Origin of the sequence: Streptomyces fumanus, from assembly GCF_014655295.1 — a bacterium.
Classification (GTDB): Bacteria; Actinomycetota; Actinomycetes; order Streptomycetales; family Streptomycetaceae; genus Streptomyces; species Streptomyces fumanus.
The window spans coordinates 294,594-317,594 of record NZ_BNBI01000011.1; the positions used below are offsets into that span (position 1 = coordinate 294,594).

The following is a 23,001-nucleotide window of genomic DNA, read 5'->3' on the forward strand; positions in this document are numbered from 1 at the left end:
CGTGACGCGCGTTACTTACCGGTCACACCGCCCCTTCCGACCGCTAGTGTCCGCCGGAGAGGCAGAAGGACGCGCATCAGGGGAGTCGCACAGTGGCACGCAAGCTCGCCGTCATCGGAGCCGGTCTCATGGGGTCCGGCATCGCCCAGGTCTCCGCACAGGCGGGCTGGGACGTCGTCCTGCGCGACGTCACCGACGAGGCGCTGCGCCGCGGCACCGACGGCATCAAGGCGTCCTACGACAAGTTCGTCGCCAAGGGCGCCCTGGAGGCGCACGACGCCGACGCCGCCCTCGCCCGGATCACCCCCACCACCGACCTGGACGCCGTCGCCGACGCGGACGTCATCGTCGAGGCCGTCTTCGAGAAGCTGGACGTCAAGCACGAGATCTTCCGCGCGCTCGACAAACTGGCGAAGGACGAGGCGATCCTGGCCTCCAACACCTCCGCCATCCCGATCACCAAGATCGCGGCCGTGACCGAGCGCCCCGAACGGGTCGTCGGCACCCACTTCTTCTCCCCGGTCCCGATGATGCGGCTGTGCGAGCTGGTACGCGGCTACAAGACCAGCGACGAAACCCTCGCCACCGCGCGGGAGTTCGCCGAGTCCACCGGCAAGACCTGCATCGTCGTCAACCGCGACGTGGCCGGCTTCGTCACCACCCGGCTCATCTCCGCCCTGGTGGTCGAGGCCGCCAAGCTCCACGAGTCGGGCGTCGCCACCGCCGAGGACATCGACCTCGCCTGCAAGCTCGGCTTCGGCCACGCCATGGGACCGCTGGCCACCGCCGACCTGACCGGCGTGGACATCCTGCTGCACGCCACCAGCAACATCTACACCGAGTCCCAGGACGAGAAGTTCGCCGCGCCGGAGTCGATGCGCCGAATGGTCGACGCCGGTGACATCGGCCGCAAGAGCGGGCAGGGCTTCTACAAGTACTGAGCCGCGCACATCACACGCCGGAGTGAATTCGGTATCGGTTCGCTCACGGCCCGCAACCTCCGTCCGCCCCACGCGGTCAGAGGTTGCGTCACCCGCATGGCACACCGGGCACCGATCCGACACCACACCGCGGAGCACGAGACGCACTCACGGGAGCGCATATGCACATCAGGGGCGACCACGCCGAACTGGTCGTCGGGGGCCGCCTCGACGTCCGCAGCGCGGCGGACGCCCGTACGGTCCTGCACTCGGCCGTCGACGACGGAGCCGGCGACCTGGTGCTCGACCTGTCCGAGCTGGACTCCTGGGACGCCACCGGACTCGGCGTGATCATGGGAGCCCACCGGCGGGCCGGCCGCTGCGGCCGGCGCCTGGTGCTGCGCGGCGTACCGCCGCAGATGCAGCGCCTGCTGGTGGCCACCCGGCTGCACCGCATCCTCGCCATCGAGGGCGGCATCGGCGTGGAGAGCCTGCCCCGGGTGTGACTCCCCGGACGGATGCGGCTCCGGGACGGCCGTGCCCCCGGGACAGGTGTGAAGCGGCGCCCGGGGGAGACCCGGATCACCCCTCGGCGAAACGTACGACGCGCGCAATCCTCACGAGACCGTGACGTCTCGGGCGGCGCGGTACCCCGGACTGTCGGAGATACTGACCGAAGGTTTAGGGTTCGGCTGCCCGCCGCCTTCGTGACCCACAGGCGGGCCCGGACCAGAAGCGACAGCGCGGTGTGCGGCAAGGCCGGGAGGGTGGTCCCGACCGGTGACCGAAGCACACGACGCTTTTGGGGGGCTTGAACCTATGGACCCGAACGACCGGGGACCTGAGGAGTACGGCCACGACGGCGACGGCCACGCGCCGCGCCCGCGTCCGCCCAGGGACCCCCTGACGCCCGACTTCGGCCAGCACGCGCCCGCGCCGGCCCGCATGGTGCGGCTCGTGGCCGGCGACTTCCTGCTCACCGTCAACCCCGTCGACGGCAGCGAGATAGAGGTCTGCCCGCCCACCGAGCGGCCCGCCCGCCCCGTCAAGCGCACCCCGGCCGAACGCGCCGCGACCGCACGCGCCGCCCGGCCCCCCGCGCCGCCCGGCCCCGCCCGGCCGGCGCTGCCGCTGCTCGCCCGCGACGACGAACGCGACCGCCTGGTCCGGCTGCTCGCCCGCGGCCGGTCGGTACGCCTCACCGGCCCCGCCGGCTCCGGCCGCACCCGCCTGCTCGACGTGGTCGCCGAGGACTGCGCCGACCTCGCCCCCGACGGCGTGGTCCGCCTCAGCGGCTTCCACCGCACCGCCGACGACCTGCTCCACGACCTCTTCCACGCCGTCCACCACGCGCCCCGGCACCGCCCGGCCCGCGAGGAACTCCTCACCCACGTCCGGGAGATCGGCGCGGTCGTCCTGCTGGACGACCTGGAGTTCGGCGGCACCGCCCTCGACGAACTGCTGGCGGCCACCCCCGAGTGCGCCTTCCTCTTCGCCGCCACCCCCGACGTGCCCGCCCCGTCCGCCGAGGCGGGCGTCGAGGAGGTCCTCCTCACCGGCCTGGACCGCGCCGACGGCGTGGCCCTGCTGGAGCACGCCGCCGGCCGCCCCCTCACCGAGGAGGAGGCCAACTGGGCCGGCGACCTCTGGTTCGAGTCCGAGGGCCTGCCGCTGCGGTTCGTCCAGGCCGGCGCCCTGCTGCGGCACCGCGACAGACTGCGGGCCGGCGCCGACGCCGTCGACGAGTTCGGCGTCTTCGCCGACACCGCCCCCGAGGACGCCGCCCCCTACGACACCGGCGCCGGGGACGACGTACCGCTGCCGTCCCTCGGGGAGGCCGCCGCGCCCGCGCCGCTGCTCGCCTCCCGGCTCAGCGCCGCCGGCCGGGCCGCCCTGGAGTTCGCCGTCGCCCTCGGCGGCGAGATGCCCCACCAGGCGCATCTGCCCGCGCTGGTCGGCGACACCCACGCGGACGCCGCCCTCGGCGAGCTGTCCGCCTGCGGACTGATCTCGCCGGTCGGCTCCCGCTACCGGCTGGCCGCCGGGGTCCTCACCCAACTGGAGAGCGCCGGGTACGGCGACGACATCCCCGGCCGCGCCCTGGAGGCCGCCCGGCACTACGCCTGGTGGGCCGGGCACCCCTCGGTCACCCCCGAACGCGTCTGCGCCGAGGCCGACGCCCTGCTGGCCGCCCTCACGGTGCTGGCGCCGGGCACCGAGCCGCCGGCCGAGGACGAGGAGGCCCCGGCGGTGGCCCTGGCCCGCACGGCGGCGCCCGCGTTCGCCGCCGGGCTGCGCTGGGCCGCCTGGGAGCGGTCGCTGCGCTCCGGCGCGGAGGCCGCCCGGCTCGCCGGCGACGTCGCCGAACAGGCGTACTTCCACCACGAACTCGGCGTCCTCGCGCTCTGCGAGGACCGTCTGGACCGGGCCCGCGCCGAACTGGAGGCGTCCATCGGGCTGCGCGGCGCCGCCGCCGACCGCCGCGGCACCGTGGCCGGCCGCCGCGCCCTCGCCCTGGTCGCCGACCGGTCCGGGGACACTCCCGGGATGAGCGGCGGGGCGGTCTTCGGGGGCTTCGGAGCGGGAGTCCCCTTCGCGCCCGGCGCGGGGGCGGCCGGTCCCGGTGCCGTAGCGGACGGTCCGGGCGGCTTCGGTGTGGTAGCGGGTGGCCCGGACGGCTTCGGTGCCGTAACGGGTGGTCCCGGTGCCGCGGCCGGTGGGTCCGATACCGCGAGCGGCTTCGCCGCGGTCGCGGGCGGGTCCGGGCCGGCCCCGGACGGCTCCGCCCCGGCTACTGGGGCGGAGGGGGCCGGTGACCGGCGGGAGCAGGCGCCCGAGCCCTTTCCGCCGCTGCGTCCCTCCCCGCAGGCCCCGACCCTGGTCGCCAACCGGTCCTCGGGCCGTCCCCCCGGCCGTCCCCCGGGCGGCAGCCCGTCCCGCAAGGCCCGCGGTGGCATCAGGGGCTTCGCCCGGCGCAACCTCGTCGCGGCGGGCGCCGGCGCCCTGCTGGTCGCCGTGCTCGGCACCGTCGTCACCCTCGGCGCCACCTCCGACGGCGACACCGACGGCCCCGCCGACCGGGTCGGCGTCAACCCCTCCGCCAGCCAGGGCACCGGCGACGACGGCAACTCCTCTACCGACCCGGGCGACGACGGCGACGGCGGCTCCGGCGACCCCGGGTACGCGGGCGCGGTCCCCACCGACCCCGGCCCGGACGGCACCCCGGGCACCGCCGACGACCCGGCGCCGACCGGCTCGGCCACGCCGTCGGACGACCCGAGCGGCACCCGCCGCCCGAGCGGCTCCGCCGACCCGTCCCAGAGCCCGAAGCCGTCGACGTCCGGCAAGCCGCCCACCGGCACCCACAAGCCCCCCACGGGCACGCAGAAGCCGCCCAGCGGCAGCCAGACGCCGAGCACGCCGACCTCGCCCACGGAAACGGAGCCGGAGACGCCGACCCAGCCGACGCAGACCCCGGAGACGCCGACATCCCCGGTGACCTCCGCCTCCAGCGCGTCCGGCAGCGCCCCCGGCACGGCGGCCACCGGCCAGATCATGTGACACCGCCCGCACCCCGCGACGGGCGAGGGCCGGGCCCCCCAGGGGAGCCCGGCCCTCGTCCGCGATGGCTCAGAACAGCCGCAGCTTGTCGTCCTCGATGCCGCGCAGCGCGTCGTAGTCCAGCACCTGGCAGCCGATGCCCCGGTCGGTCGCCAGCACCCGGGCCTGCGGCTTGATCTCCTGCGCGGCGAACACCCCGCGCACCGGGGCGAGCAGCGGATCCCGGTTCAGCAGCTCCAGGTAGCGGGTGAGCTGCTCCACGCCGTCGATCTCGCCGCGCCGCTTGATCTCCACCGCGACGGTCCGCCCCTCGGCGTCCCGGCACAGGATGTCGACCGGCCCGATCGCCGTCGGGTACTCGCGGCGGATGAGGGTGTAGCCCTGGCCGAGCACCTCGATCCGGTCGGCGAGCAGCTCCTGGAGGTGTGCCTCCACCCCGTCCTTGATCAGGCCGGGGTCCACGCCCAGTTCGTGCGAGGAGTCGTGGAGGACCTCCTCCATCGTGATGATGAGCTTCTCGCCCGCCTTGTTGACGACCGTCCACACACCGGCGTCGTCACCGGTGCCCTCCTTCAGGGTGCAGGGCGGCGACATCCAGTTCAGGGGCTTGTAGGCCCGGTCGTCGGCGTGGATCGAGACGCTGCCGTCCGCCTTGACCAGGATCAGGCGGGGTGCCGAGGGGAGATGAGCGGTGAGCCGCCCGGCGTAGTCCACGGAGCAGCGGGCAATGACGAGACGCATGGTCGGCAACGCTACTCGACCCGCCCGCCCCGGCGCGATTCGCACCCCGTCCCGCCTCCCGGACGAGGGGCCGGGGATCGCCCCGCTTCTCCCCTTGGTCCCTTCTTGCGCACTGGCCGATTGTGCCCCGGTCCCCGGTCGCGCATCTGCACATTCTCCTGGTGCGGCCCCCTCGGGCTGCCTACGGTAGGGAACGGGAGGTCGCGGGTCGTGCACACAGCGTGTCCGGAGCCCCAGGACTCCCTTACTGTCCGGCATCCCCCGCTGGTCGGGGGTGCGAGAGGAGAACCCATGTCGCTCGACGTCTCACCGGCCCTACTCGAACAGGCCGAGCGAGGCGAGGTCGACGACGCTGCATTCGTCGACTGCGTCCGGACTTCCCTGCCCTACGCATGGGAAATGATCAGCTCCCTGGTGGCTCAGCTCAAGGTCGACGGCGGCGAGTTCGCCGACAATCAGACGCCCCCGCCGGACGAGCAGGCGCGCGGCCAGTTGCTGCGCGCACTCGCGAGTGACGCGATACGCGGAGCGCTGCAGCGGCACTTCGGTGTCCGCCTGGCCTTCCAGAACTGCCACCGGGTGGCCGTCTTCGCGCCGGACTCCTCCGCCGACGGGAGGCTGGCCCGGTTCACCTCGGTGCGCGGCCAGGTGCTCAACCAGTCGCCGGAACTCCGCGACTGCTGATGCCGAAGCCCCGCTTGCCGCTCCGTGCGCGGGAGGCGCGGTCCGTACCGGAGCGGCAGGCCCCCGGGGAGTCAGCGCAGGTGGGGCAGGACCTCGGAGCCGAGCCGCCGTACGTTCTCCTCGGTGGCCGCGAGATCGCCGGAGCCCTCCACCAGCAGGGCGAACCGGGAGATACCGGTGCGCTCGCTGGTCGCCGCCAGCCGGTCGGCGCAGAGCCGGGGGGTGCCCACCGGGTGCAGGCCGCACAGCAGCTCCGTATAGGCCAGCGGGTCGCGCATCCGCCGGGCCCGGCCGTCCACCGTGACATGGGCCGCCAGGCCCCGGCGCAGCCAGCCCGGCATCGCCTTGGTCAGCGTCTCCGCCGCGTCGCCGCGCCGGTCGGCGATCTGGCAGACGCCGGCCGAGATGTGCGGGGCGCCCCTGATCTCCTCGCCGGGCCGCCCGGCCGCCCGCGCGTGCCGCCGCCACAGGGCGACCATCTCGGCCTTCTCCTCGTCCCCGATGTGCATCCCGAGCAGCATCGGCAGCCCGCGCCCGGCGGCCAGCTCCACGCCGGCCGGGGAGGTGCAGGCGACGACGACCTCCGGGCCCGGCGCCTCGGTGAGGGCCTCGCGGGGGCGGGGGACGACGGGGACCTCGCGGAACCGGTGGCGCTCGCCGGACGCCGAGACCACCGGGTCGCGCAGCCAGCGCAGCAGCAGGTCCAGCGACTCCGGGAACTGCCGCTCGTAGGCCGCCAGACCCGCGCCGAACACCTCCAGGTCCACCCAGGGCCCGCCGCGCCCCACGCCCAGCGTGAACCGGCCGCCGCTCGTCACGTGCAGCAGCGCGGCCTGCTCGCCGAGGGCGACGGGATGGGCGGTAGGCAGCACGCTGACGGCGGTGCCGATCCGCAGCCGGGAGGTGCGGCCCAGCAGCAGGGCGGCCAGCGTCACGGCGGACGGGCAGGTGCCGTACGGCACGAAGTGGTGCTCGGCCAGCCAGACCGAGTCCAGCCCGGCCTCCTCGGCGACCTCGGCGGAGCGGACCGCGCGGTGCAACGCCTCTCCCTGGCCCTGCCCCGGGAACTGGGCAGCCAACACGAAAGTTCCTACGCGCATTGCTTTTTCCTGCTTCCTCGGCTCCGACGCGGAGCTCCCCCACAGCGCATAACCGCACGACACGTGCCGAGGACACGGCCGAGCGGAGAGATTTGCCGATTGTCGGGAGAACGGGCCCCCGGGCGCGGCGGGGGACGTGCCGGGGACCCGTCGTACGGGCGCCGCGGACGCCGGGTGCCGTACCGTCCGCCCCCGCCCCGCCCGCGTAGGCTGGTTTCCGACCCGTACTCCCCGTAGAGCTCCGTGAGGTGTCCCGTGTCCCCGCGTCGCAACCGACCCAAGGGAGCCGGTCTGTCCGGCCGGAGTGCCGAGGACGACCGCCCGGGGCGCTACGGCGGCTGGCAGTCCTCGCAGAGCTGGGGGGACGAGGAGTGGTACGTGCGGCACGTGGCCGGCGCCAGCGCGCAGGGCAAGTCCTACCGCTGCCCCGGCTGCGACCAGATGATCCCCGACGGCGTGCCGCACGTGGTGGCCTGGCCGGAGCACTCGGGCGTCGACGAGCGCCGGCACTGGCACAAGGCGTGCTGGAACGCCCGGGACCGCCGCACCACGCGGGTGCAGCGGTCCCGGAACGCGCCGCGGTTCTGAACGGCGCTCAGACGTCCCGCCGTTCCAGCAGGGCGTAGGCGAGGCCGAACGCGACGGCGGTCACCACCAGCACCATCCACAGCGGGTCCCAGCCCGAGGGGCCGCTGTCGCTGAGCGAGTTGGCGTAGAAGATGCTGAGCTGGTTGGGGATCGAGTACTCGAACAGGGCCTGCTGCACGTCCTTGAGCGAATCGGTGAACATGAACAGGGCGATCACCAGCGGGGCCAGCAGCACGCCGATCATGATGGTGATGGCGCCCGCCGAGTGCCGGATGATCGAGCCGACGGCGAGCGAGGCCAGGCCCAGCAGCGCCAGGTAGAGCGAGACGCCGACGGTGGCCTTGAGCCAGTCCTCGCCGCCGGGCGACTCGGCGCCGCTGCCCTCCAGCAGCGCCACCTGCACGACCGCCGTCAGCGTGGTGGAGACCAGGGTCACCACGAAGGCCACCAGGAAGAACACCACGGCCTTGGCCGCCAGCACCCGGCCCCGGCTGGGGCAGGCGGTCATCGTGGTGCGGACCATGCCGGTGCCGTACTCCGAGGCCGTGGTCAGCACGCCGAGCGTGATGAGGCACATGCTGCCCAGCAGCAGCCCGAAGAAGCCCAGCTCCAGCGGATTGGACCCGGACATGTCGGCGGTGGTGGAGCCGACCACCGCACCGGCCAGCACGCCGATGCCGACGACCAGCAGCACGAACACCCCGAGCGTCCACATCGTGGAGCGCACCGACCGCATCTTCGTCCACTCGGAGGCGACGGCGTGCAGCAGATGGGTGCGCACCACCGGGATCGGCGAGGTGTAACCGGGGTACGGCGGCCGCGGCGCGGCCTGCGGCAGCGGGGGCTGGGGCGTGCTCATCGTGGGTCCTCGGGCTCGGTGCGGTCGGCGGTGACGGGCGCGGCGGCGGGCTGCCCCGGCCCCTGGCCCTGGGGCGCCGGCTGCGCGTAGGGGTTGGGCTGCGGCGCGCCGTACGGGCCGGGCGGCGGCGCGAACAGCGGCCCGCCCTGCTGGGGCGGCGGCGGGGCGTACCAGCCGGGCTGGCCCTGCCCCGGCACCGGCACCGCGGGCCCCGCGCCGGGCGGGGGCACCTGGTGCAGCCCGGCCTTCTGGTCGTCGGTGGACCGGTAGTCCACCACGCCCTGTGTCATCCGCATGTACGCCTCCTCCAGCGACGCCTGGTGCGGCGACAGCTCCCACAGCCGGACGCCCGCCTCGTGGGCGATGTCGCTGATCCGGGGGAGCGGCAGCCCGGTCACCCGCAGCGCGCCGTCCTGCTCCGGCATGACGTGCCCGCCCGCCTCGGTCAGCGCGGAGGTGAGCTTCTCGCGGGCCTGCGGTTCGGTGCCGGGGGTGCGGACGCGGGCGAAGTCGGCGGAGTTGGCGGAGATGAAGTCGGTCACGCTCATGTCGGCGAGCAACTGGCCGCGCCCGATGACGATCAGGTGGTCGGCGGTCAGCGCCATCTCGCTCATCAGGTGCGAGGAGACGAAGACGGTCCGGCCCTCGGCGGCGAGCGCCTTCATCAGGTTCCGCACCCAGAGGATGCCCTCCGGGTCGAGGCCGTTGACCGGCTCGTCGAAGAGCAGCACCTGGGGGTCGCCGAGCAGCGCGGCGGCGATGCCGAGCCGCTGGCCCATGCCGAGCGAGAAGCCCTTGGACCGCTTGCCGGCGACCTCCTGCAGGCCGACCACGCCGAGCACCTCGTCGACCCGGCGGGCCGGGATGCCGGACAGTTGGGCGAGGCTGAGCAGGTGGTTGCGGGCGGAGCGGCCGCCGTGCACCGCCTTGGCGTCGAGCAGGGCGCCGACGTGCCGGGGGGCGTTCGGCAGTTGCCGGTACGGGTGGCCGCTGATCGTGACGTGGCCCGCGGTCGGGTTGTCCAGGCCCAGGATCATCCGCATCGTCGTCGACTTGCCCGAGCCGTTGGGTCCGAGGAAGCCGGTGACGGCGCCGGGCCGCACCTGGAAGGACAGGTTGTGCACGGCGGTCTTGTCGCCGTATCGCTTGGTCAGGCCGACAGCCTCGATCATGCTCCGCACCCATCGAATGGTTCAGGACAGCGGGGCACACGCCCCCGTAAGGGTTAGGAGCCTATCGAGGCGCTGACGGTTCCGTTCAAGTCCGCGCAAAATCCGGCCGGGCTCAGGCGTCCCGCCGCTTCAGCACCAGATAGCCGCCGAGGAGCGCCGCGACCACCCAGAGCGCCAGAATGCCGAGGCCGCCCCAGGGGCCGTACGGGGTGTCGTCGTCGAGCGGCGGGACCACCTGCATGATCTTGCTGCCCGCCTGGTCCGGCAGGAACCGCCCGACCTTCTCGGTCGCGTCGACGCTGCCCAGGATGTTGGAGATCAGGAAGAAGAACGGCATCAGGATGCCCAGCGACAGCATCGGGGAGCGCAGCATCGCGGCGACGCCCATGGAGAACATGGTGATGAGCGTCATGTAGAGGCCGCCGCCGATCACCGCCCGCAGCACCCCGGCGTCACCGATCGACGCCTTGAGGTGGCCGAGCATCGCCTGCCCCAGGAAGAAGGCGGCGAAGCTGGTGACCATGGAGACCACCAGGGCGAGCAGGGTGGCCACGGCGACCTTGCTGAACAGGAAGGTGCCGCGCCGGGGCACCGCCGCCAGCGAGGTCCGGATCATGCCGCTGCTGTACTCGTTGGCCACCACCAGCACCCCGAAGACGATCATTGCCAACTGGCCGAGGCTCATCCCGGCGAAGCTGGTGAAGGTCGGGTCGAAGGCGAGCCGGTCCCGTTCGTCCATGGTGTCGTACTCGTTCTTGGACAGGGCCGCGATCAGCATCCCGAGCGCGAGGGTGACGACCACGGCCAGCCCCAGCGTCCACACCGTGGAGGCCACCGACCGGATCTTGGTCCACTCGGACCGGACCACCTGTGTCGCCGCCATGCTCATGCCTTCCTCCAGTCGGGTCCCCACGCCTGCCGCGGCTCGGGCCCGCCGAGCGGCCGCCCGTCGTGCGCGTGGTACTCCACCGACTCCGCGGTGAGCCGCATGAACGCCTCCTCCAGCGAGGCCCGCTGGGGGCTCAGCTCGTGCAGCACGATCTGGTGCCGCGCGGCCAGCTCGCCGATCTGCTCGGACTTCTCGCCGTCCACCTCCAGCACCTCGGCGCCGGCCTCCACCACGGTGATCCCGGCTCCGTGCAGCGCGTCGAGCAGTTGCTCGCGCTGCGGCGTGCGGATGCGCACGTACGAGCGGGAGTTGCGGGCGATGAAGTCGGCCATGGAGGTGTCGGCGAGCAGCCTGCCCTGGCCGATGACGACCAGGTGGTCGGCGGTCAGCGCCATCTCGCTCATCAGGTGCGAGGAGACGAAGACGGTCCGGCCCTCGGCGGCGAGGGCCTTCATCAGATTGCGGATCCAGTGGATGCCCTCGGGGTCCAGGCCGTTGACCGGCTCGTCGAACATCAGGATCCGCGGGTCGCCGAGCAGCGCGCCCGCGATGCCGAGCCGCTGGCCCATGCCGAGCGAGAAGCCCTTGGCCTTCTTCTTCGCCACCGAGGTCAGACCGACCGTGTCCAGCACCTCGTGCACCCGGCGCCGGTCGATCCCGTTGGACTGGGCCAGGCAGAGCAGATGGTGGTAGGCGCTGCGCCCGCCGTGCATCGCCTTGGCGTCCAGCAGCGCCCCGATGTACTTCAGCGGGTCCTTGAGCTGGTCGTAGCGCATCCCGTCGATGCGCACCGCGCCGGCGGTGGGCCGGTCCAGGCCCAGCATCATCCGCATGGTCGTCGACTTGCCGGCGCCGTTGGGCCCGAGGAAGCCCGTGACGATGCCCGGTCTGACGGAGAAGGTCAGATGGTCGACCGCCACCTTCTCGCCGTACCGCTTGGTCAGCCCCTCCAGCTCAATCATGCGGACACGCTAGAACGCGACGGAGCCCTCTGCCACCCCAGTGGCAGAGGGCTCGGCCGGTGTTCGACCCCGGTACAGCGAGGTGTTACCGGGACTGCTGCGCGGGCACCCCGCGGGAGATCGGCTCGTCGTCGGAGGACGTGCCGGCGGCGGCCACCGCGGCGCCCGTGAGGGTCGCCAGCATCTCGCGCACGTTGGTGAGCTGCGCGTTGATGGAGTCGCGGCGGTTGGTCAGGGCGGCCAGCTCGCGCTCGGACTCCGAACGGATCCGGTCGGCCTTGGCGTTGGCGTCGGCCACGATGTCCTCGGCCTGGCGCTGCGCGGTCTCCACCGTCTGGCGGGCCCGGCGCTCGGCGTCGGTGCGCAGCTTCTCGGCCTCCAGCCGGAGCTGCTCCGCGCGGTGCTCGATCTCGGCGAGCCGCTTCTCGGCCTTGGCCTGACGCGAGGCCAGGTCCCGCTCGGACTGCTCGCGGCGCTTGGCCAGGTTGGTCTCGAAGTCGGCGGCGGCCTGCGCGGCCTTGGCCCGGGTCTCCTCGAAGAGGGCGTCGGCCTCCTCGCGCTTGGACTGCGCGTCCTTCTGCGCCTCGGACCGCAACTGCGAGGCGTCGCTCTTGGCCTTCTCGACGATCCGGATGCCCTCGTCCTCGGCCTTGGCCTTGCGCTCGGCCGCGTACGCCTCCGCGTCGTTGCGCACCTGCTGGGCGGCCGACTCGGCCAGCTCGCGGTGCTGCTCGGCGGCACGGCGGGCCTCCTCGCGCAGTTCCTTCGCCTCTTCCTCGGCGAGCCGCAGGATCTTCTCGACCCGGGCGCCGAGACCGGCGTACGACGGCTCCGCGTCGCTGACCTGCGCCTGGGCGTTCTGGGTTTCGAGGTGAAGCTCCTCGATGCGCTTTTCCAGAGCGGTGATGCGGGCGAGAGCGCTGTCACGGTCGGAGACGAGCTTGGAGATACGTTCGTCCACCTGAGCGCGGTCGTACCCACGCCGCACAAGCTCGAAGCCGTAGGGGGAAGTGTCGCTCATGGGGTTCCTGTCGAATGAGACCGGTGAGGTGATAGTCGGAATCCTAGGGGCCAATGCGGTGTGTCATCGAGCGGATGCGTGTTTGATCTGGAGAATGACACCTCTTTCGAGTGGCTGACCGACGGATGCCTTGCCAAAGAGTTGGCCAAAGGTCTCAAGGAGACTACGAATTGGCCGTGAGCGCTACCCGTCCGACGGTTTGCCACCCGATCGGGGAGCGCCCACCGCGGCGCCGGCCTTGACCCCGGCGTCCTTGCCGGCGGCCGGTGCCTCGAAGGACTCCAGCGCCTCCAGCACGTCCTGCACCCGGGAGATCTCGGCGTTGATGTCCTGCCGCCGCCGGACGAGGACCTCCAGCTCGCGCTGGCCCTCCTCCACCGTACGCCGTGCCTCGCGGATCGCCTCGGCCTTCAGCTCCTCGGCCTCCTTCACCAGGGTGGCCTTCTTCTGCTCGGCCTCCTTCAGAAGCCCCTCGGCCTTCTTGACCGCGGCGATCCGGACCTTGCCCGCCTCGGAGTTGGCCTCGGAGACGATCTCCTTGGCCTTCGCCTCGGCCTTGGCGAGCTGCTCCTCGGCCGCCTTGATCAGCGCGTCGCAGCGGTCGCCGGCCGACTTCATCGTCTCGGCGGCCTCCCGGCGGGCCCGCTCGTGCAGCTCCTCGATCTCGGCGGTGAGCCGCTCGCGCAGCTCCTCGGCGCGCTCCCGGATGGCGGTGGCGTCCCGGCGGGCGCCGACCAGCAGCTCGTCGGCGTCCGTGCGGGCCTTCTCCACCCGGGTGTTGCCCTCGACGGTCGCCTCGGCGACGATCCGCTCGGCCTCCGCGCGGGCCGCGCCCACCATGCTGTCGGCCTGCGACTCGGCGTCCGCGGTGGTCTTCAGCGCCTGCTGCTGCGCCTCGGTGAGCAGCTTGTCGGCCTCGGCGGTGGTCTCCGTGATCAGCTTGTCGACCTGCTCGGCCGCCTCCGAACGCCGCTTGTTGGCGTCCTTGCGGGCCTCGTCCAGGGTGCGCTCGGCCTCCTCGCGGGCGGCGGTGGTGACCCGCTCGGCCTGGGCCGCCGCCTCCGCCTTGACCCGCTCGGCCTCGGTCCGGATCCGCTCGGCGTGCGCCTGCGCGGAGCCCACCGCCTCGGCGGCCTCGGCCCGCAACCGCTCCGCCTCGCCGGTGGCGTCCGACAGCAGCGCCTCGGCCCGCGCGGTCGCCTCCGCCCGGACCCGCTCGGCCTCGGCCGCCGCCTCGCCGCGCAGCTTCTCGGACGCCTCGGCGGCCTCCGCGCGCACCCGCCGGGCCTCGTCCGCGGCCTCGGTGCGGACCCGCTCGGCCGCCGCGGCCGTCTCGGTGCGCAGCTTGTCGGTCTCGGCGGCCGTCTGGGTGGTCAGCTTCTCGGCCTCCGAGCGGGCCTCGCTGATCAGGGTGTCCGCCTGGGTGGCCGCGTCCGAGCGGATGCGGTTGGCGTCCTCCCGGGCGTCGGCCCGGGTGCGGGCCGCGCTCTGCTCGGCCTCGGCGATGGTGTCGGACGCCTCGGTGCGCACCCGCTGGGCGTGCTCGGCGACGTCCGAGCGGATCCGCTCGGCCTCGGCGGCCGCCTCGGACACCGTCCGCTCGGCCAGCGCCTTGGCCGCCTCGGTCTCCTCGCGGGCCTCGCGGCGCAGCCGGGAGGCGTCCTCGCCGGCCCGCTCCCGCTCGGCGTAGGCGTCGGCGCGGACCCGGTCGGCCTCCTCCTCGGCCTCGCGGCGGGTCCGCTCCGCGGCGTGCTCGGCGGCGCTGCGCAGCCCGGCGATCTCCTCCTGGGCCTGCTCGTGCAGTCCGGCGACCGACTCCCGGACCTGCGTCGCGTGCTGCTCGGCGGCCGACACCAGCTCGGTGGCGCGCCGGTCGGCCTCCTCGACCAGCCGGGTGGCCTCGGCCTGCGCCTCCTCCACGCGGGTGCGCGCGGAGGCGAGCAGCTCCTCGCTCTGCTCGCGGGCCCGCTCGCGCTCCTGGCCGGCCTCCTGCCGGGCCGAGCCCAGCAGCTCCTCGGCCTCGCGGCGGCGCCGGGCGGCCTCCTCCTGGGCGGCGGCCAGCGTCTCGGACGCCTCGGCGGCGATCCGCTCGGCGGCGGCCTGCGCCTCCGCCCGCATCCGGTCCGCGCTGTCCTGCGCCTCCGACTTCAGCCGCTCGGCCTCGGCCGCGGCCTCCGACCGCAGGCGTACGGCGACGCTCTCGCCCTCCGCGCGGGAGGCGGAGGCGTCGGCGGCGGCCTCGGTGCGCAGCCGGTCGGCCTCGGCCTCGGCCTGCTGCTGGAGCGTCCGGATCCGCTCGGCGGCCTCGGCGCGCTGCCGCTCGGTCTCCTCGGCGGCCTCCCGGCGGATCCGCTCGGCCTCCTCGCGGGCCTCGGTCAGCGCCCGCTCGGCGGCGGCCAGGCGCTCCTCGGCCTCGGTACGCAGCCGGGTCAGCTCCTCGGCGGCCTCCGCCTGCCGGGCCGCGACGGCCCGCTCGGTCTCCTCGCGCAGCTCGCGGGCGGCGCGCTCGGCGTCGGCCTGGAGGGCCTCGGCCTGCTCGGCGGCCTCGGCGCGGTGCCGCTCGGCCTCCGCGCGGGTGCGCTCCAGCGTCTCCTCGGCCTGCCGGCGCAGGGTGGTGGCCCGCTCGATCGCCTCGGTGCGGACCTTCTCGCTGTCGGCGGTGGCGGTCCCCCGCAGCTCGTCGGCGTCGGCCTTGGCCTTGGCGAGGAGTTCCTCGGCGGACTTCGCGGCCTCCTCGATCTGCGCCACGGCCTCCCGGCGGGCCTCGGCGCGGATCTTCTCGCCCTCCTCGACCGCCTCGGCCCGCAACTGCTCGGCCTCGCCGCGCAGCTTGCGGGCCTCCTCCTGCAGCTCGACCGTCTTGGCCCGGTACTCCTTGGTGTCGTCCTTGGCCGCGCCCTTGAGCTGCTCGGCGATGTCGTGCGCCTCGGCGCGCAGCCGGTCCGCCTCGGCCTCGGCCTCCCGGCGGATCCGCTCGGCCTCCTCGGCGGCGGCGCGGGTGGTCCGCTTGGCCTCCTCGGACGCCTTGGTGAGCACGTCCTCGGCGGTCCTGGCCGCCTTGGACAACTGGGTGGCGGTCTCCTCGGCGGTGATCGTGCGGGCCTTCTCGGCGGCCTCGGCGACGATCTTCTCGGCCTCGGCGCGGGCGTCCGCGACGAGCTGCTCGGCCTCCGCCTTGGTGGCCTCCGCCTCCTTGGTGGCCTCGCCGACCAGCCGGGCGACCTGCTCCTTGGCGGTGCGGGTCCGGGTCTCGTTGGCCGCCTCGGCGCCGGCCAGGGCCTTGGCGGCGGACTCGCGGGCCTCGGCGACCAGCTTCTCGGCCTCCGACTGGGCCTTGCGCAGCGCCTCCTCGGCCTCGGCCATCCGCTGCTCGGCGGCGCGGCTCAGCTCCTGGGCGCGGCGGCGCGCCTCCTCGGACTCGGTGACGGTGGAGGTACGCAGCCGCTCGGCGTGGTCGGTGGCCTCCTGGGCCTGGGTGGAGGCCGCGTCGAGCAGCCGTTCGGCGTCGGCGCGGGCGCGGCGCAGGATCTGCTCGGCCTCGGCGCGCGCCGACTCGGCCTCGCCGCGCAGCTTCTGCCGGGCCTCGGCGGTCAGCCGCTCGGCCTCCGCGCGGGCGGCGGCCAGGGACTGCTCGGCCTCCGCGCGGGACTCGTCGAGGAGCCGGCGGGCCTGCTGCTCGGTGCGGGCGCGCAACTGCTCGGCCCAGGCGACGTTCTCGTTGACGTGGCTCTCGACGGTCTGCCGGCGCTCGGCCAGCTCCTGGTCGAGCTGCTGGCGCCGGGCGACCGCCTCCTGGTGCAGCTCCGCCTGGAGCCGGGCCGCCTGCTCGGCGTGCTCCTGGAGGATGCGCTGGGTCTGCGCCCGGGCCTGGCTCAGCTCGCGCTCGGCGTCGGCGCGGATCTGGTCGGCCTGCATCTGGGCGTTGCGCAGCAACTGCTCGGCCTGGTACCCGAGATCACCGCCGTCGAAGGCGGGCCGGGACATGATGGTGCGGCGCGCCTCGTGCAGCTTGGCGCGCAGCACCTCGACCTGGTAGCCGAGGTCCTCGGCGTGCTGGATCGCCTTTTCCCGCTCGGTCTTCAGCCGCTTCATCTCGGCCTCGAACCGAGAGAGGTGGTCGACGTCAGCCGCCGGCTCTCGCTCCTGGCTCTCGTAGCCCCGCACTGCGCGGTCCCATCCGTCCCCTGGTCGCAACACTCTCCGAACGAGCCCCGTCCGTCCGCGGACGGGGCCCCCGGGGAATGGTGTCAGATCAACGGCGGAGCATGAGCTGCTGCCCCGGCGCTCGTCCCCCGAAACCCGGACCCCGGCATACGGCCCCGCCGGCGACGGCGGAACCGGTCGCCATGGATCGAGCGGCGACCGCACCCAACCCTACCGGCCCCTATGTACGGGGGTCAGTGCTCAGGTGACTCAACGGGGGCGGAAGTCACCAGTTCTGTCAGGACGCCATGGCAGTCCTTGGGGTGCAGGAAGGTGATGCGCGAGTCCATGGAGCCGCGCCGGGGCTGGTCGTAGAGCACGCGTACGCCCTTGCCGCGGATGTCCGCGGCGTCGGCGTCGACGTCGGCGGTGCCGAAGGCGATGTGGTGCACCCCCTCGCCGTTCTTGGCCAGCCACTTCGCGACCGTGGAGTCCTCGCGGACCGGTTGGAGGAGCTGGAGGTACGAGGAGCCGCCGTCCGACGTATCGTTGATCTTGAGCATGGCCTCGCGGACGCCCTGCTCCTCGTTCACCTCGGTGTGGAAGACCTCGAAGCCGTAGGTGGTCCGGTAGAACTCGACCGTTGCGTCGAGGTCATGACAGGCGATTCCGATGTGGTCGATTCGCGTCAGCATGGTTTCAGTGCAGCGCTCCCGGGGTGGTTACGCAACGTGCGCGCGATCACACCGACGGCCCGGTGACGGGCGGGATACCGCTCAGTACATTCGAGTAAACCCTCGTTCACTCCTCGGCTGTGCAGGCCGGTAAGGGGATCGCAGCTCATGTCTTCTGGAACGTCCGGAGCCTCCGGAACGAACGGCACGACCTCCGTCATCGTCGCGGGCGCGCGTACCCCGATGGGACGGCTGCTGGGCTCGCTGAAGTCCTTCTCCGGGGCCGACCTCGGCGGCTTCGCGATCAAGGCCGCCCTCGACCGTGCGGGGATCGGCGGCGACCAGGTGCAGTACGTGATCATGGGTCAGGTGCTCCAGGCCGGGGCGGGGCAGATCCCGGCCCGGCAGGCCGCCGTCAAGGCCGGCATCCCGATGAACGTCCCGGCGCTCACCGTCAACAAGGTCTGCCTGTCCGGGCTGGACGCGATCGCGCTGGCCGACCAGTTGATCCGGGCCGGCGAGTTCGACGTGATCGTGGCCGGCGGCCAGGAGTCCATGACCAACGCCCCGCACCTGCTGCCCAAGTCCCGCGAGGGCTTCAAGTACGGCGCGGTCGAGCTGCTCGACGCGATGGCGTACGACGGGCTGACCGACTCCTTCGAGGGCATCGCCATGGGCGAGTCCACCGAGAAGCACAACGCCAGGCTGGGCCTCGGCCGCGCGGAGCAGGACGAGATCGCCGCCCTCTCCCACCAGCGGGCCGCCGCCGCGCAGAAGAACGGCCTGTTCGAGGCCGAGATCACCCCGGTGGAGATCCCGCAGCGCAAGGGCGACCCGGTGCTGTTCAGCAAGGACGAGGGGATCCGCCCGGACACCACCGCCGAGTCCCTCGGCAAGCTGCGCCCGGCCTTCGCCAAGGACGGCACGATCACGGCCGGGTCGTCCTCGCAGATCTCCGACGGCGCGGCGGCCGTCGTCGTCATGAGCAAGGCCAAGGCGCAGGAGCTGGGCCTGGACTGGATCGCCGAGATCGGCGCGCACGGCAACGTGGCCGGGCCGGACAACTCTTTGCAGTCGCAGCCGTCGAACGCGATCCGGCACGCGCTGAAGAAGGAGGGCCTGGAGGTCTCGGATCTTGATCTGATCGAGATCAACGAGGCGTTCGCGGCGGTCGCCGTGCAGTCCATGAAGGACCTCGGGATCTCCCCCGAAAAGGTGAACGTGAACGGGGGTGCGATCGCCCTCGGTCACCCGATCGGCATGTCCGGCGCCCGTCTGGTGCTCCACCTGGCGCTGGAGCTGAAGCGGCGCGGCGGCGGCGTCGGCGCGGCGGCGCTGTGCGGCGGCGGCGGCCAGGGTGACGCGCTGATCGTCCGGGTACCGAAGGTCTGACCCGACTTCCTCTGAGTGGAACGGAGCTGTGATGCAGGACGTCTCCTCGCTGGTGGCCCAGGCCAGGGAAGGCCGGCCGCGGGCCGTGGCGCGGCTGATCTCGCTGGTCGAGGGGGCGTCCCCGCAGCTCCGCGAGGTCATGGCGGCGCTGGCCCCGCTGACCGGCGGGGCGTACGTGGTCGGCCTCACCGGCTCCCCGGGCGTCGGCAAGTCGACCTCGACCTCGGCGCTGGTGACGGCGTACCGCAAGCAGGGCAAGCGGGTCGGTGTGCTCGCCGTCGACCCGTCCTCCCCGTTCTCCGGCGGTGCGCTGCTCGGCGACCGGGTGCGGATGTCGGAGCACGCCTCCGACCCCGGCGTCTACATCCGCTCCATGGCCACCCGCGGCCACCTCGGCGGCCTCGCCTGGGCCGCGCCGCAGGCCATCCGGGTGCTGGACGCGGCGGGCTGCGACGTGATCCTCGTCGAGACGGTCGGCGTCGGGCAGTCGGAGGTGGAGATCGCCTCCCAGGCCGACACCTCCGTGGTCCTGCTGGCCCCCGGCATGGGCGACGGCATCCAGGCGGCGAAGGCCGGGATACTGGAGATCGGCGACGTGTACGTGGTCAACAAGGCCGACCGCGACGGCGCGGACGCGACGGCCCGGGAGCTGAACCACATGCTCGGCCTCGGCGAGTCCCGCGCCCCCGGCGACTGGCGGCCCCCCATCGTCAAGACGGTCGCCGCCCGCGCCGAGGGCGTCGACGAGGTCGTCGAGGCGCTGGAGAAGCACCGGGCGTGGATGGAGGAGCGGGGGGTGCTGACCGAGCGCCGGGCGGCGCGGGCCGCCCGCGAGGTCGAGACCATCGCGGTCACGGCGCTGCGCGAGCGGATCGGGGACCTGCACGGGGACCGGCGGCTGGGGGCGCTGGCGGAGCGGATCGTCGCGGGCGAGCTGGACCCGTACCGGGCGGCGGACGAACTGGTCGCGGGGCTGACGCGGGGCTGATCCGGGGGCCAGCGCGCCGTCGCCGGGTGCCGGCGAGTGGGGGCTGGTCGCGCAGTTCCCCGCGCCCCTTGAGGGACGCGCGGTGAGCGCCCCGTCAGGGGCGCGGGGAACTGCGCGACCAGCCACAGACCACCCGCACCCGCCGTCAGTCGTCGTCCGCCCCGTCGCCGGAGCGCGTCTCGACCTCCCAGCCCCCGCGCCCGTCGTCGTCCAGCTCCACGGAGGTCACCGTCCCCTTGGCGGACGCCGCCGCCTGCGCCGCTGTCACCGACGTGCGCTTCAGCGCCGCCCGCACCCCGGCCGGGTCGTCGTCCTCGGCGTCGTCGGCCCGGGAGCCGAGGACCTTGCCGGTGGCCGGGTCGATCCGGACGCTGTGCCAGGTGTCGTCGCCGGCGAGGATGTCGACCTCCCAGGCCGCCGGGCGGCCGTCGTCCTCGTCCTCCAGCTCGGCGGAGACGGCCGTGCCCGCGGTGTGCCGCAGCGCGGCGGTGATGGCGTCCGCGGCGCCGACGCGGGCGGGCACGGCCCGGTCGTCGTCCTCCGCGACCGCGAGGGCCGTGGCGGTACCCCCGCCCAGCAGGACGGCGGCGGTGACGGCGGCGATGACGGCCTTGCGCTTCATACGGTTTCCTCCCGAAGTGGTCCGTGACCGATGTCGATGCCCCCACCGTCGCCGACCGTCGCTGAACGCGCGCTGAAGCCGCCTGAAGGGATCTTCAGGTCGGGTTTGCCACCCTGGACCGCATGCGCCTGTTGATCGTGGAGGACGAGAAGCGGCTGGCCCTGTCGCTCGCCCGGGGCCTGACGGCCGAGGGCTACGCCGTGGACGTGGTCCACGACGGCCGGGAGGGCCTGCGCCGGGCCGGGGAGGGCACGTACGACCTGGTGGTCCTCGACATCATGCTGCCCGGCCTGAACGGCTACCGGGTCTGCGCCGCCCTGCGCGCCGCCGGCCACGACGTGCCGATCCTGATGCTCACCGCGAAGGACGGCGAGTACGACGAGGCGGAGGGGCTGGACACGGGCGCGGACGACTACCTGACCAAGCCGTTCTCCTACGTCGTCCTGGTCGCCCGGGTCAAGGCGCTGCTGCGGCGGCGCGGGCCGGGCGGCTCGGCCTCCCCGGTGCGGGTGCTCGGGGACCTGAAGGTCGACACCGCCGCGCGGCGCGTCTTCCTCGGCGCGGCCGAAGTCGCGCTCACCGCCAAGGAGTTCGCGGTCCTCGAACAGCTCGTGATGCGGGCCGGGGAGGTGGTGTCCAAGAGCGAGATCCTCGAACACGTCTGGGACTTCGCCTACGACGGCGACCCCAACATCGTCGAGGTGTACGTCAGCGCGCTCCGCCGCAAGCTGCGGGCGGAGCTGATCCGGACCGTGCGCGGCGCCGGGTACCGGCTGGAGGCCCGGCCGTGAACCGGCTGTTCGGCTCGGTGCGGGCGCGGGCCACGCTCGCCGCGACGCTGGTGGTCGCCGTGGCCCTGGTCGCCGCCGGGACCGCCGTCCTGCTGTCGCTGCGCTCGAACCTGCTCGGCCAGGCCGGGACGCAGGCCGAGCGGTCCGCGCGGCAGGTGGCGGCCCAGGTGGCCGCCGGGACGCCGTACGAGGACCTGGCGCTGGACCTGGACGACCGGCCGGTGCAGGTCGTCGACGAGGACGGGCGGCTGGTCGCGGCCGGCGAGGACCTGGAGCGGATCGGCGGCACGGGGACCGACGCGGTCGAGCCGCGGCCGGGGGAAGGACACGACGACGCCGACGACGCCGGGGACGGTGAGGTCGGGGCGCGGGCCACGCTCAGCGACGGGTGGGCGACGGTCGACGGGGAGACCGAGGACTACCGGTTCGCCGCGGTGACCGTGGAGACCGAGGACCGCGGCACCCTCACCGTGTACGCGGGCGCCCCGCTCTCCGCCGAGCACGGCGCGGTACGGACCGCGCTGACCGTGATGCTGATCGGCTTCCCGGTGCTGCTGGTGGTGGTCGGGGCCGTGACCTGGCTGGTCACCCGGCGCGCGCTGCGCCCCGTGGAGGGCATCCGGCGGGAGATGGCCGCCATCACCCGCTCCGAGGACCTCGCCCGGCGCGTCCCGGTGCCCGGCACCCACGACGAGGTGGCCCGGCTGGCGCTGACCACCAACGAGACGCTGGCCGCCCTGCAGAGCTCGGTGGAACGCCAGCGGCGGTTCGTCGCCGACGCCTCGCACGAGCTGCGCAGCCCCATCGCCTCCCTGCGCACCCAGCTCGAAGTGGGCGCCGCGCACCCGGAGTTGCTGGACGTGGCGGGCGCGGTGGAGGACACCGTACGGCTCCAGCGGCTCGCCGCCGATCTGCTGCTGCTCGCCCGGCTGGACGCGGGGGAGCGGCCGGCGGACGCGCGGGTCGACCTGGCGGCGCTGGCCCGGGAGGAGGCCGCGGGACGCGCCGGGGTGACGGTGCGCGCGGCGGACGGGGTGACCGTCCTGGGTTCGCGCGGGCAACTGGCGCGGGTGCTGGCCAACCTGCTGGACAACGCCCAGCGGCACGCCCGGTCGGCGGTCGAGGTGTCGGTGCGGCGGGAGGGCGGGGTCGCCGTGGCCGGGGTCGCCGACGACGGGGACGGGGTGCCCGCGGGCGACCGGGAGCGGATCTTCGAGCGGTTCGTCCGGCTGGACGCGGCCCGCAGCCGGGACGACGGCGGCGCCGGGCTGGGCCTGGCCATCGCCCGGGACGTGGCCGTCCGGCACGAGGGCACGCTCACGGTCCGCGACGCACCGGCGGGCGGCGCCCTGTTCGAGCTCCGCCTGCCGGCCGCCTAGCCGGGCGGGACGTCCCCGGTCAGGGGCGTCCGCGCTGGCCCCGCAGATGGTCGGCGACGGGCCGCAGGGCCTTGTCCAGCTCCGTCAGGGCCTCCTGGGGCAGCAGGTCGATGAAGTGCCTGCGCACCGATGCCACGTGGTGCGGCGCGACCTTCCGCATGGTCTCCTTGCCGTGCTCGGTGAGCACCGCGTACAGGCCCCGGCGGTCGGACTCGCAGTTCTCGCGCCGTACCAGGTTCGCGTTCTCCATGCGGGTGATCTGGTGCGAGAGGCGGCTCTTGGACTGGAGGGTGGCGGTGGCGAGGTCGCTCATCCGCATCCGCTCGTCGTCCGACTCGGACAGGTTCACCAGGATCTCGTAGTCGTTCATCGTCAGGCCGAACGGCTGCAGGTCCTTCTCCAGTTGGTACGTCAACAGCTTGTTGACCTCCAGGTGGGTGCGCCAAGCACACTGCTCCGCATCGGTCAGCCAGCGGGTGGCCGTCTCGGTCTCCATGAATGAAGTCTACCTAAGA

Annotated in this window: 20 protein-coding genes; 9 read left to right on the forward strand and 11 right to left on the reverse strand. The window is 73.8% G+C overall.

Going from position 1 to position 23,001, the window contains the following annotated elements:
* The first annotated feature begins 92 nt into the window (after positions 1-92).
* The 3 genes from IE316_RS25300 to IE316_RS25310 all read left to right on the forward strand — a co-directional run bounded on the left by IE316_RS25300 (position 93) and on the right by IE316_RS25310 (position 4,481).
* Positions 93-941 (forward strand): 3-hydroxyacyl-CoA dehydrogenase family protein, encoded by an 849-nt coding sequence (locus IE316_RS25300; RefSeq protein ID WP_190206764.1) that lies wholly within the window; start codon positions 93-95, stop codon positions 939-941.
* Between the two features lie 161 nt (positions 942-1,102).
* Positions 1,103-1,426 (forward strand): STAS domain-containing protein, encoded by a 324-nt coding sequence (locus tag IE316_RS25305; protein WP_003997851.1) that lies wholly within the window; start codon positions 1,103-1,105, stop codon positions 1,424-1,426.
* Positions 1,427-1,739: 313 nt separating this feature from the next.
* A complete protein-coding gene (locus IE316_RS25310; RefSeq protein WP_190206765.1) occupies positions 1,740-4,481 on the forward strand; it encodes an ATP-binding protein in 2,742 nt (913 codons plus the stop codon).
* A 69-nt stretch (positions 4,482-4,550) separates the two neighbouring features.
* Here IE316_RS25310 and nucS read toward each other — a convergent pair whose 3' ends face one another.
* Positions 4,551-5,222, reverse strand: coding sequence for an endonuclease NucS (gene nucS / locus IE316_RS25315; protein WP_190206766.1), 672 nt, complete (start codon positions 5,220-5,222; stop codon positions 4,551-4,553).
* A 291-nt stretch (positions 5,223-5,513) separates the two neighbouring features.
* Between nucS and IE316_RS25320 the strand changes: the two genes are divergently transcribed.
* Positions 5,514-5,906 (forward strand): SCO5389 family protein, encoded by a 393-nt coding sequence (locus IE316_RS25320; protein WP_190206767.1) that lies wholly within the window; start codon positions 5,514-5,516, stop codon positions 5,904-5,906.
* 71 nt (positions 5,907-5,977) lie between these two features.
* Here IE316_RS25320 and IE316_RS25325 read toward each other — a convergent pair whose 3' ends face one another.
* Complete coding sequence (locus tag IE316_RS25325; protein ID WP_190206768.1) at positions 5,978-7,006, reverse strand: LLM class flavin-dependent oxidoreductase; 1,029 nt, start codon at positions 7,004-7,006, stop codon at positions 5,978-5,980.
* A gap of 255 nt (positions 7,007-7,261) precedes the next feature.
* On the opposite strand from IE316_RS25325, the gene IE316_RS25330 reads away from it, so the two are divergent.
* Positions 7,262-7,594 carry an Rv1322 family protein gene (locus IE316_RS25330; protein ID WP_190206769.1) on the forward strand — a complete coding sequence of 111 codons (333 nt, stop codon included), beginning with the start codon at positions 7,262-7,264 and terminating at the stop codon, positions 7,592-7,594.
* A 7-nt stretch (positions 7,595-7,601) separates the two neighbouring features.
* Here IE316_RS25330 and IE316_RS25335 read toward each other — a convergent pair whose 3' ends face one another.
* The 7 genes from IE316_RS25335 to mce form a co-directional block, all read right to left on the reverse strand.
* Complete coding sequence (locus IE316_RS25335) at positions 7,602-8,453, reverse strand: ABC transporter permease (protein WP_190206770.1); 852 nt, start codon at positions 8,451-8,453, stop codon at positions 7,602-7,604.
* A complete protein-coding gene (locus IE316_RS25340; protein WP_190206771.1) occupies positions 8,450-9,625 on the reverse strand; it encodes an ABC transporter ATP-binding protein in 1,176 nt (391 codons plus the stop codon). Before IE316_RS25340 ends, IE316_RS25335 begins: the two co-directional genes overlap by 4 nt.
* Before the next feature lie 112 nt (positions 9,626-9,737).
* On the reverse strand, positions 9,738-10,514 hold the full coding sequence (locus IE316_RS25345; RefSeq protein ID WP_190206772.1) for an ABC transporter permease: 777 nt from the start codon (positions 10,512-10,514) through the stop codon (positions 9,738-9,740).
* Positions 10,511-11,476: an ABC transporter ATP-binding protein gene (locus IE316_RS25350; protein ID WP_190206773.1), complete on the reverse strand. Its 966-nt coding sequence runs from the start codon at positions 11,474-11,476 to the stop codon at positions 10,511-10,513. Before IE316_RS25350 ends, IE316_RS25345 begins: the two co-directional genes overlap by 4 nt.
* Positions 11,477-11,561: 85 nt before the next feature.
* On the reverse strand, positions 11,562-12,497 hold the full coding sequence (locus IE316_RS25355) for a coiled-coil domain-containing protein (protein ID WP_190206774.1): 936 nt from the start codon (positions 12,495-12,497) through the stop codon (positions 11,562-11,564).
* Between the two features lie 183 nt (positions 12,498-12,680).
* Positions 12,681-16,661, reverse strand: a complete 3,981-nt coding sequence (scy, locus tag IE316_RS25360; protein WP_190206775.1) for a polarized growth protein Scy — start codon at positions 16,659-16,661, stop codon at positions 12,681-12,683.
* Between the two features lie 233 nt (positions 16,662-16,894).
* On the reverse strand, positions 16,895-17,335 hold the full coding sequence (gene mce / locus IE316_RS25365; protein ID WP_190206776.1) for a methylmalonyl-CoA epimerase: 441 nt from the start codon (positions 17,333-17,335) through the stop codon (positions 16,895-16,897).
* A gap of 147 nt (positions 17,336-17,482) precedes the next feature.
* Here mce and IE316_RS25370 point away from each other — a divergent pair, with 147 nt between their 5' ends.
* Positions 17,483-18,706, forward strand: coding sequence for an acetyl-CoA C-acetyltransferase (locus IE316_RS25370; RefSeq protein ID WP_190206777.1), 1,224 nt, complete (start codon positions 17,483-17,485; stop codon positions 18,704-18,706).
* Between the two features lie 31 nt (positions 18,707-18,737).
* Positions 18,738-19,694, forward strand: a complete 957-nt coding sequence (meaB, locus tag IE316_RS25375; RefSeq protein ID WP_190206778.1) for a methylmalonyl Co-A mutase-associated GTPase MeaB — start codon at positions 18,738-18,740, stop codon at positions 19,692-19,694.
* A 145-nt stretch (positions 19,695-19,839) separates the two neighbouring features.
* On the opposite strand, the gene IE316_RS25380 is transcribed toward meaB, so the two are convergent.
* On the reverse strand, positions 19,840-20,316 hold the full coding sequence (locus IE316_RS25380; protein ID WP_190206779.1) for a PepSY domain-containing protein: 477 nt from the start codon (positions 20,314-20,316) through the stop codon (positions 19,840-19,842).
* A gap of 122 nt (positions 20,317-20,438) precedes the next feature.
* On the opposite strand from IE316_RS25380, the gene IE316_RS25385 reads away from it, so the two are divergent.
* Complete coding sequence (locus tag IE316_RS25385) at positions 20,439-21,107, forward strand: response regulator transcription factor (RefSeq protein ID WP_190206780.1); 669 nt, start codon at positions 20,439-20,441, stop codon at positions 21,105-21,107.
* Complete coding sequence (locus IE316_RS25390) at positions 21,104-22,486, forward strand: sensor histidine kinase (protein WP_190206781.1); 1,383 nt, start codon at positions 21,104-21,106, stop codon at positions 22,484-22,486. The genes IE316_RS25385 and IE316_RS25390 overlap by 4 nt, the downstream gene beginning before the upstream one ends.
* Positions 22,487-22,505: 19 nt before the next feature.
* Here IE316_RS25390 and IE316_RS25395 read toward each other — a convergent pair whose 3' ends face one another.
* A complete protein-coding gene (locus IE316_RS25395; protein ID WP_190206782.1) occupies positions 22,506-22,982 on the reverse strand; it encodes a MarR family winged helix-turn-helix transcriptional regulator in 477 nt (158 codons plus the stop codon).
* Between the last annotated feature and the right edge of the window lie 19 nt (positions 22,983-23,001).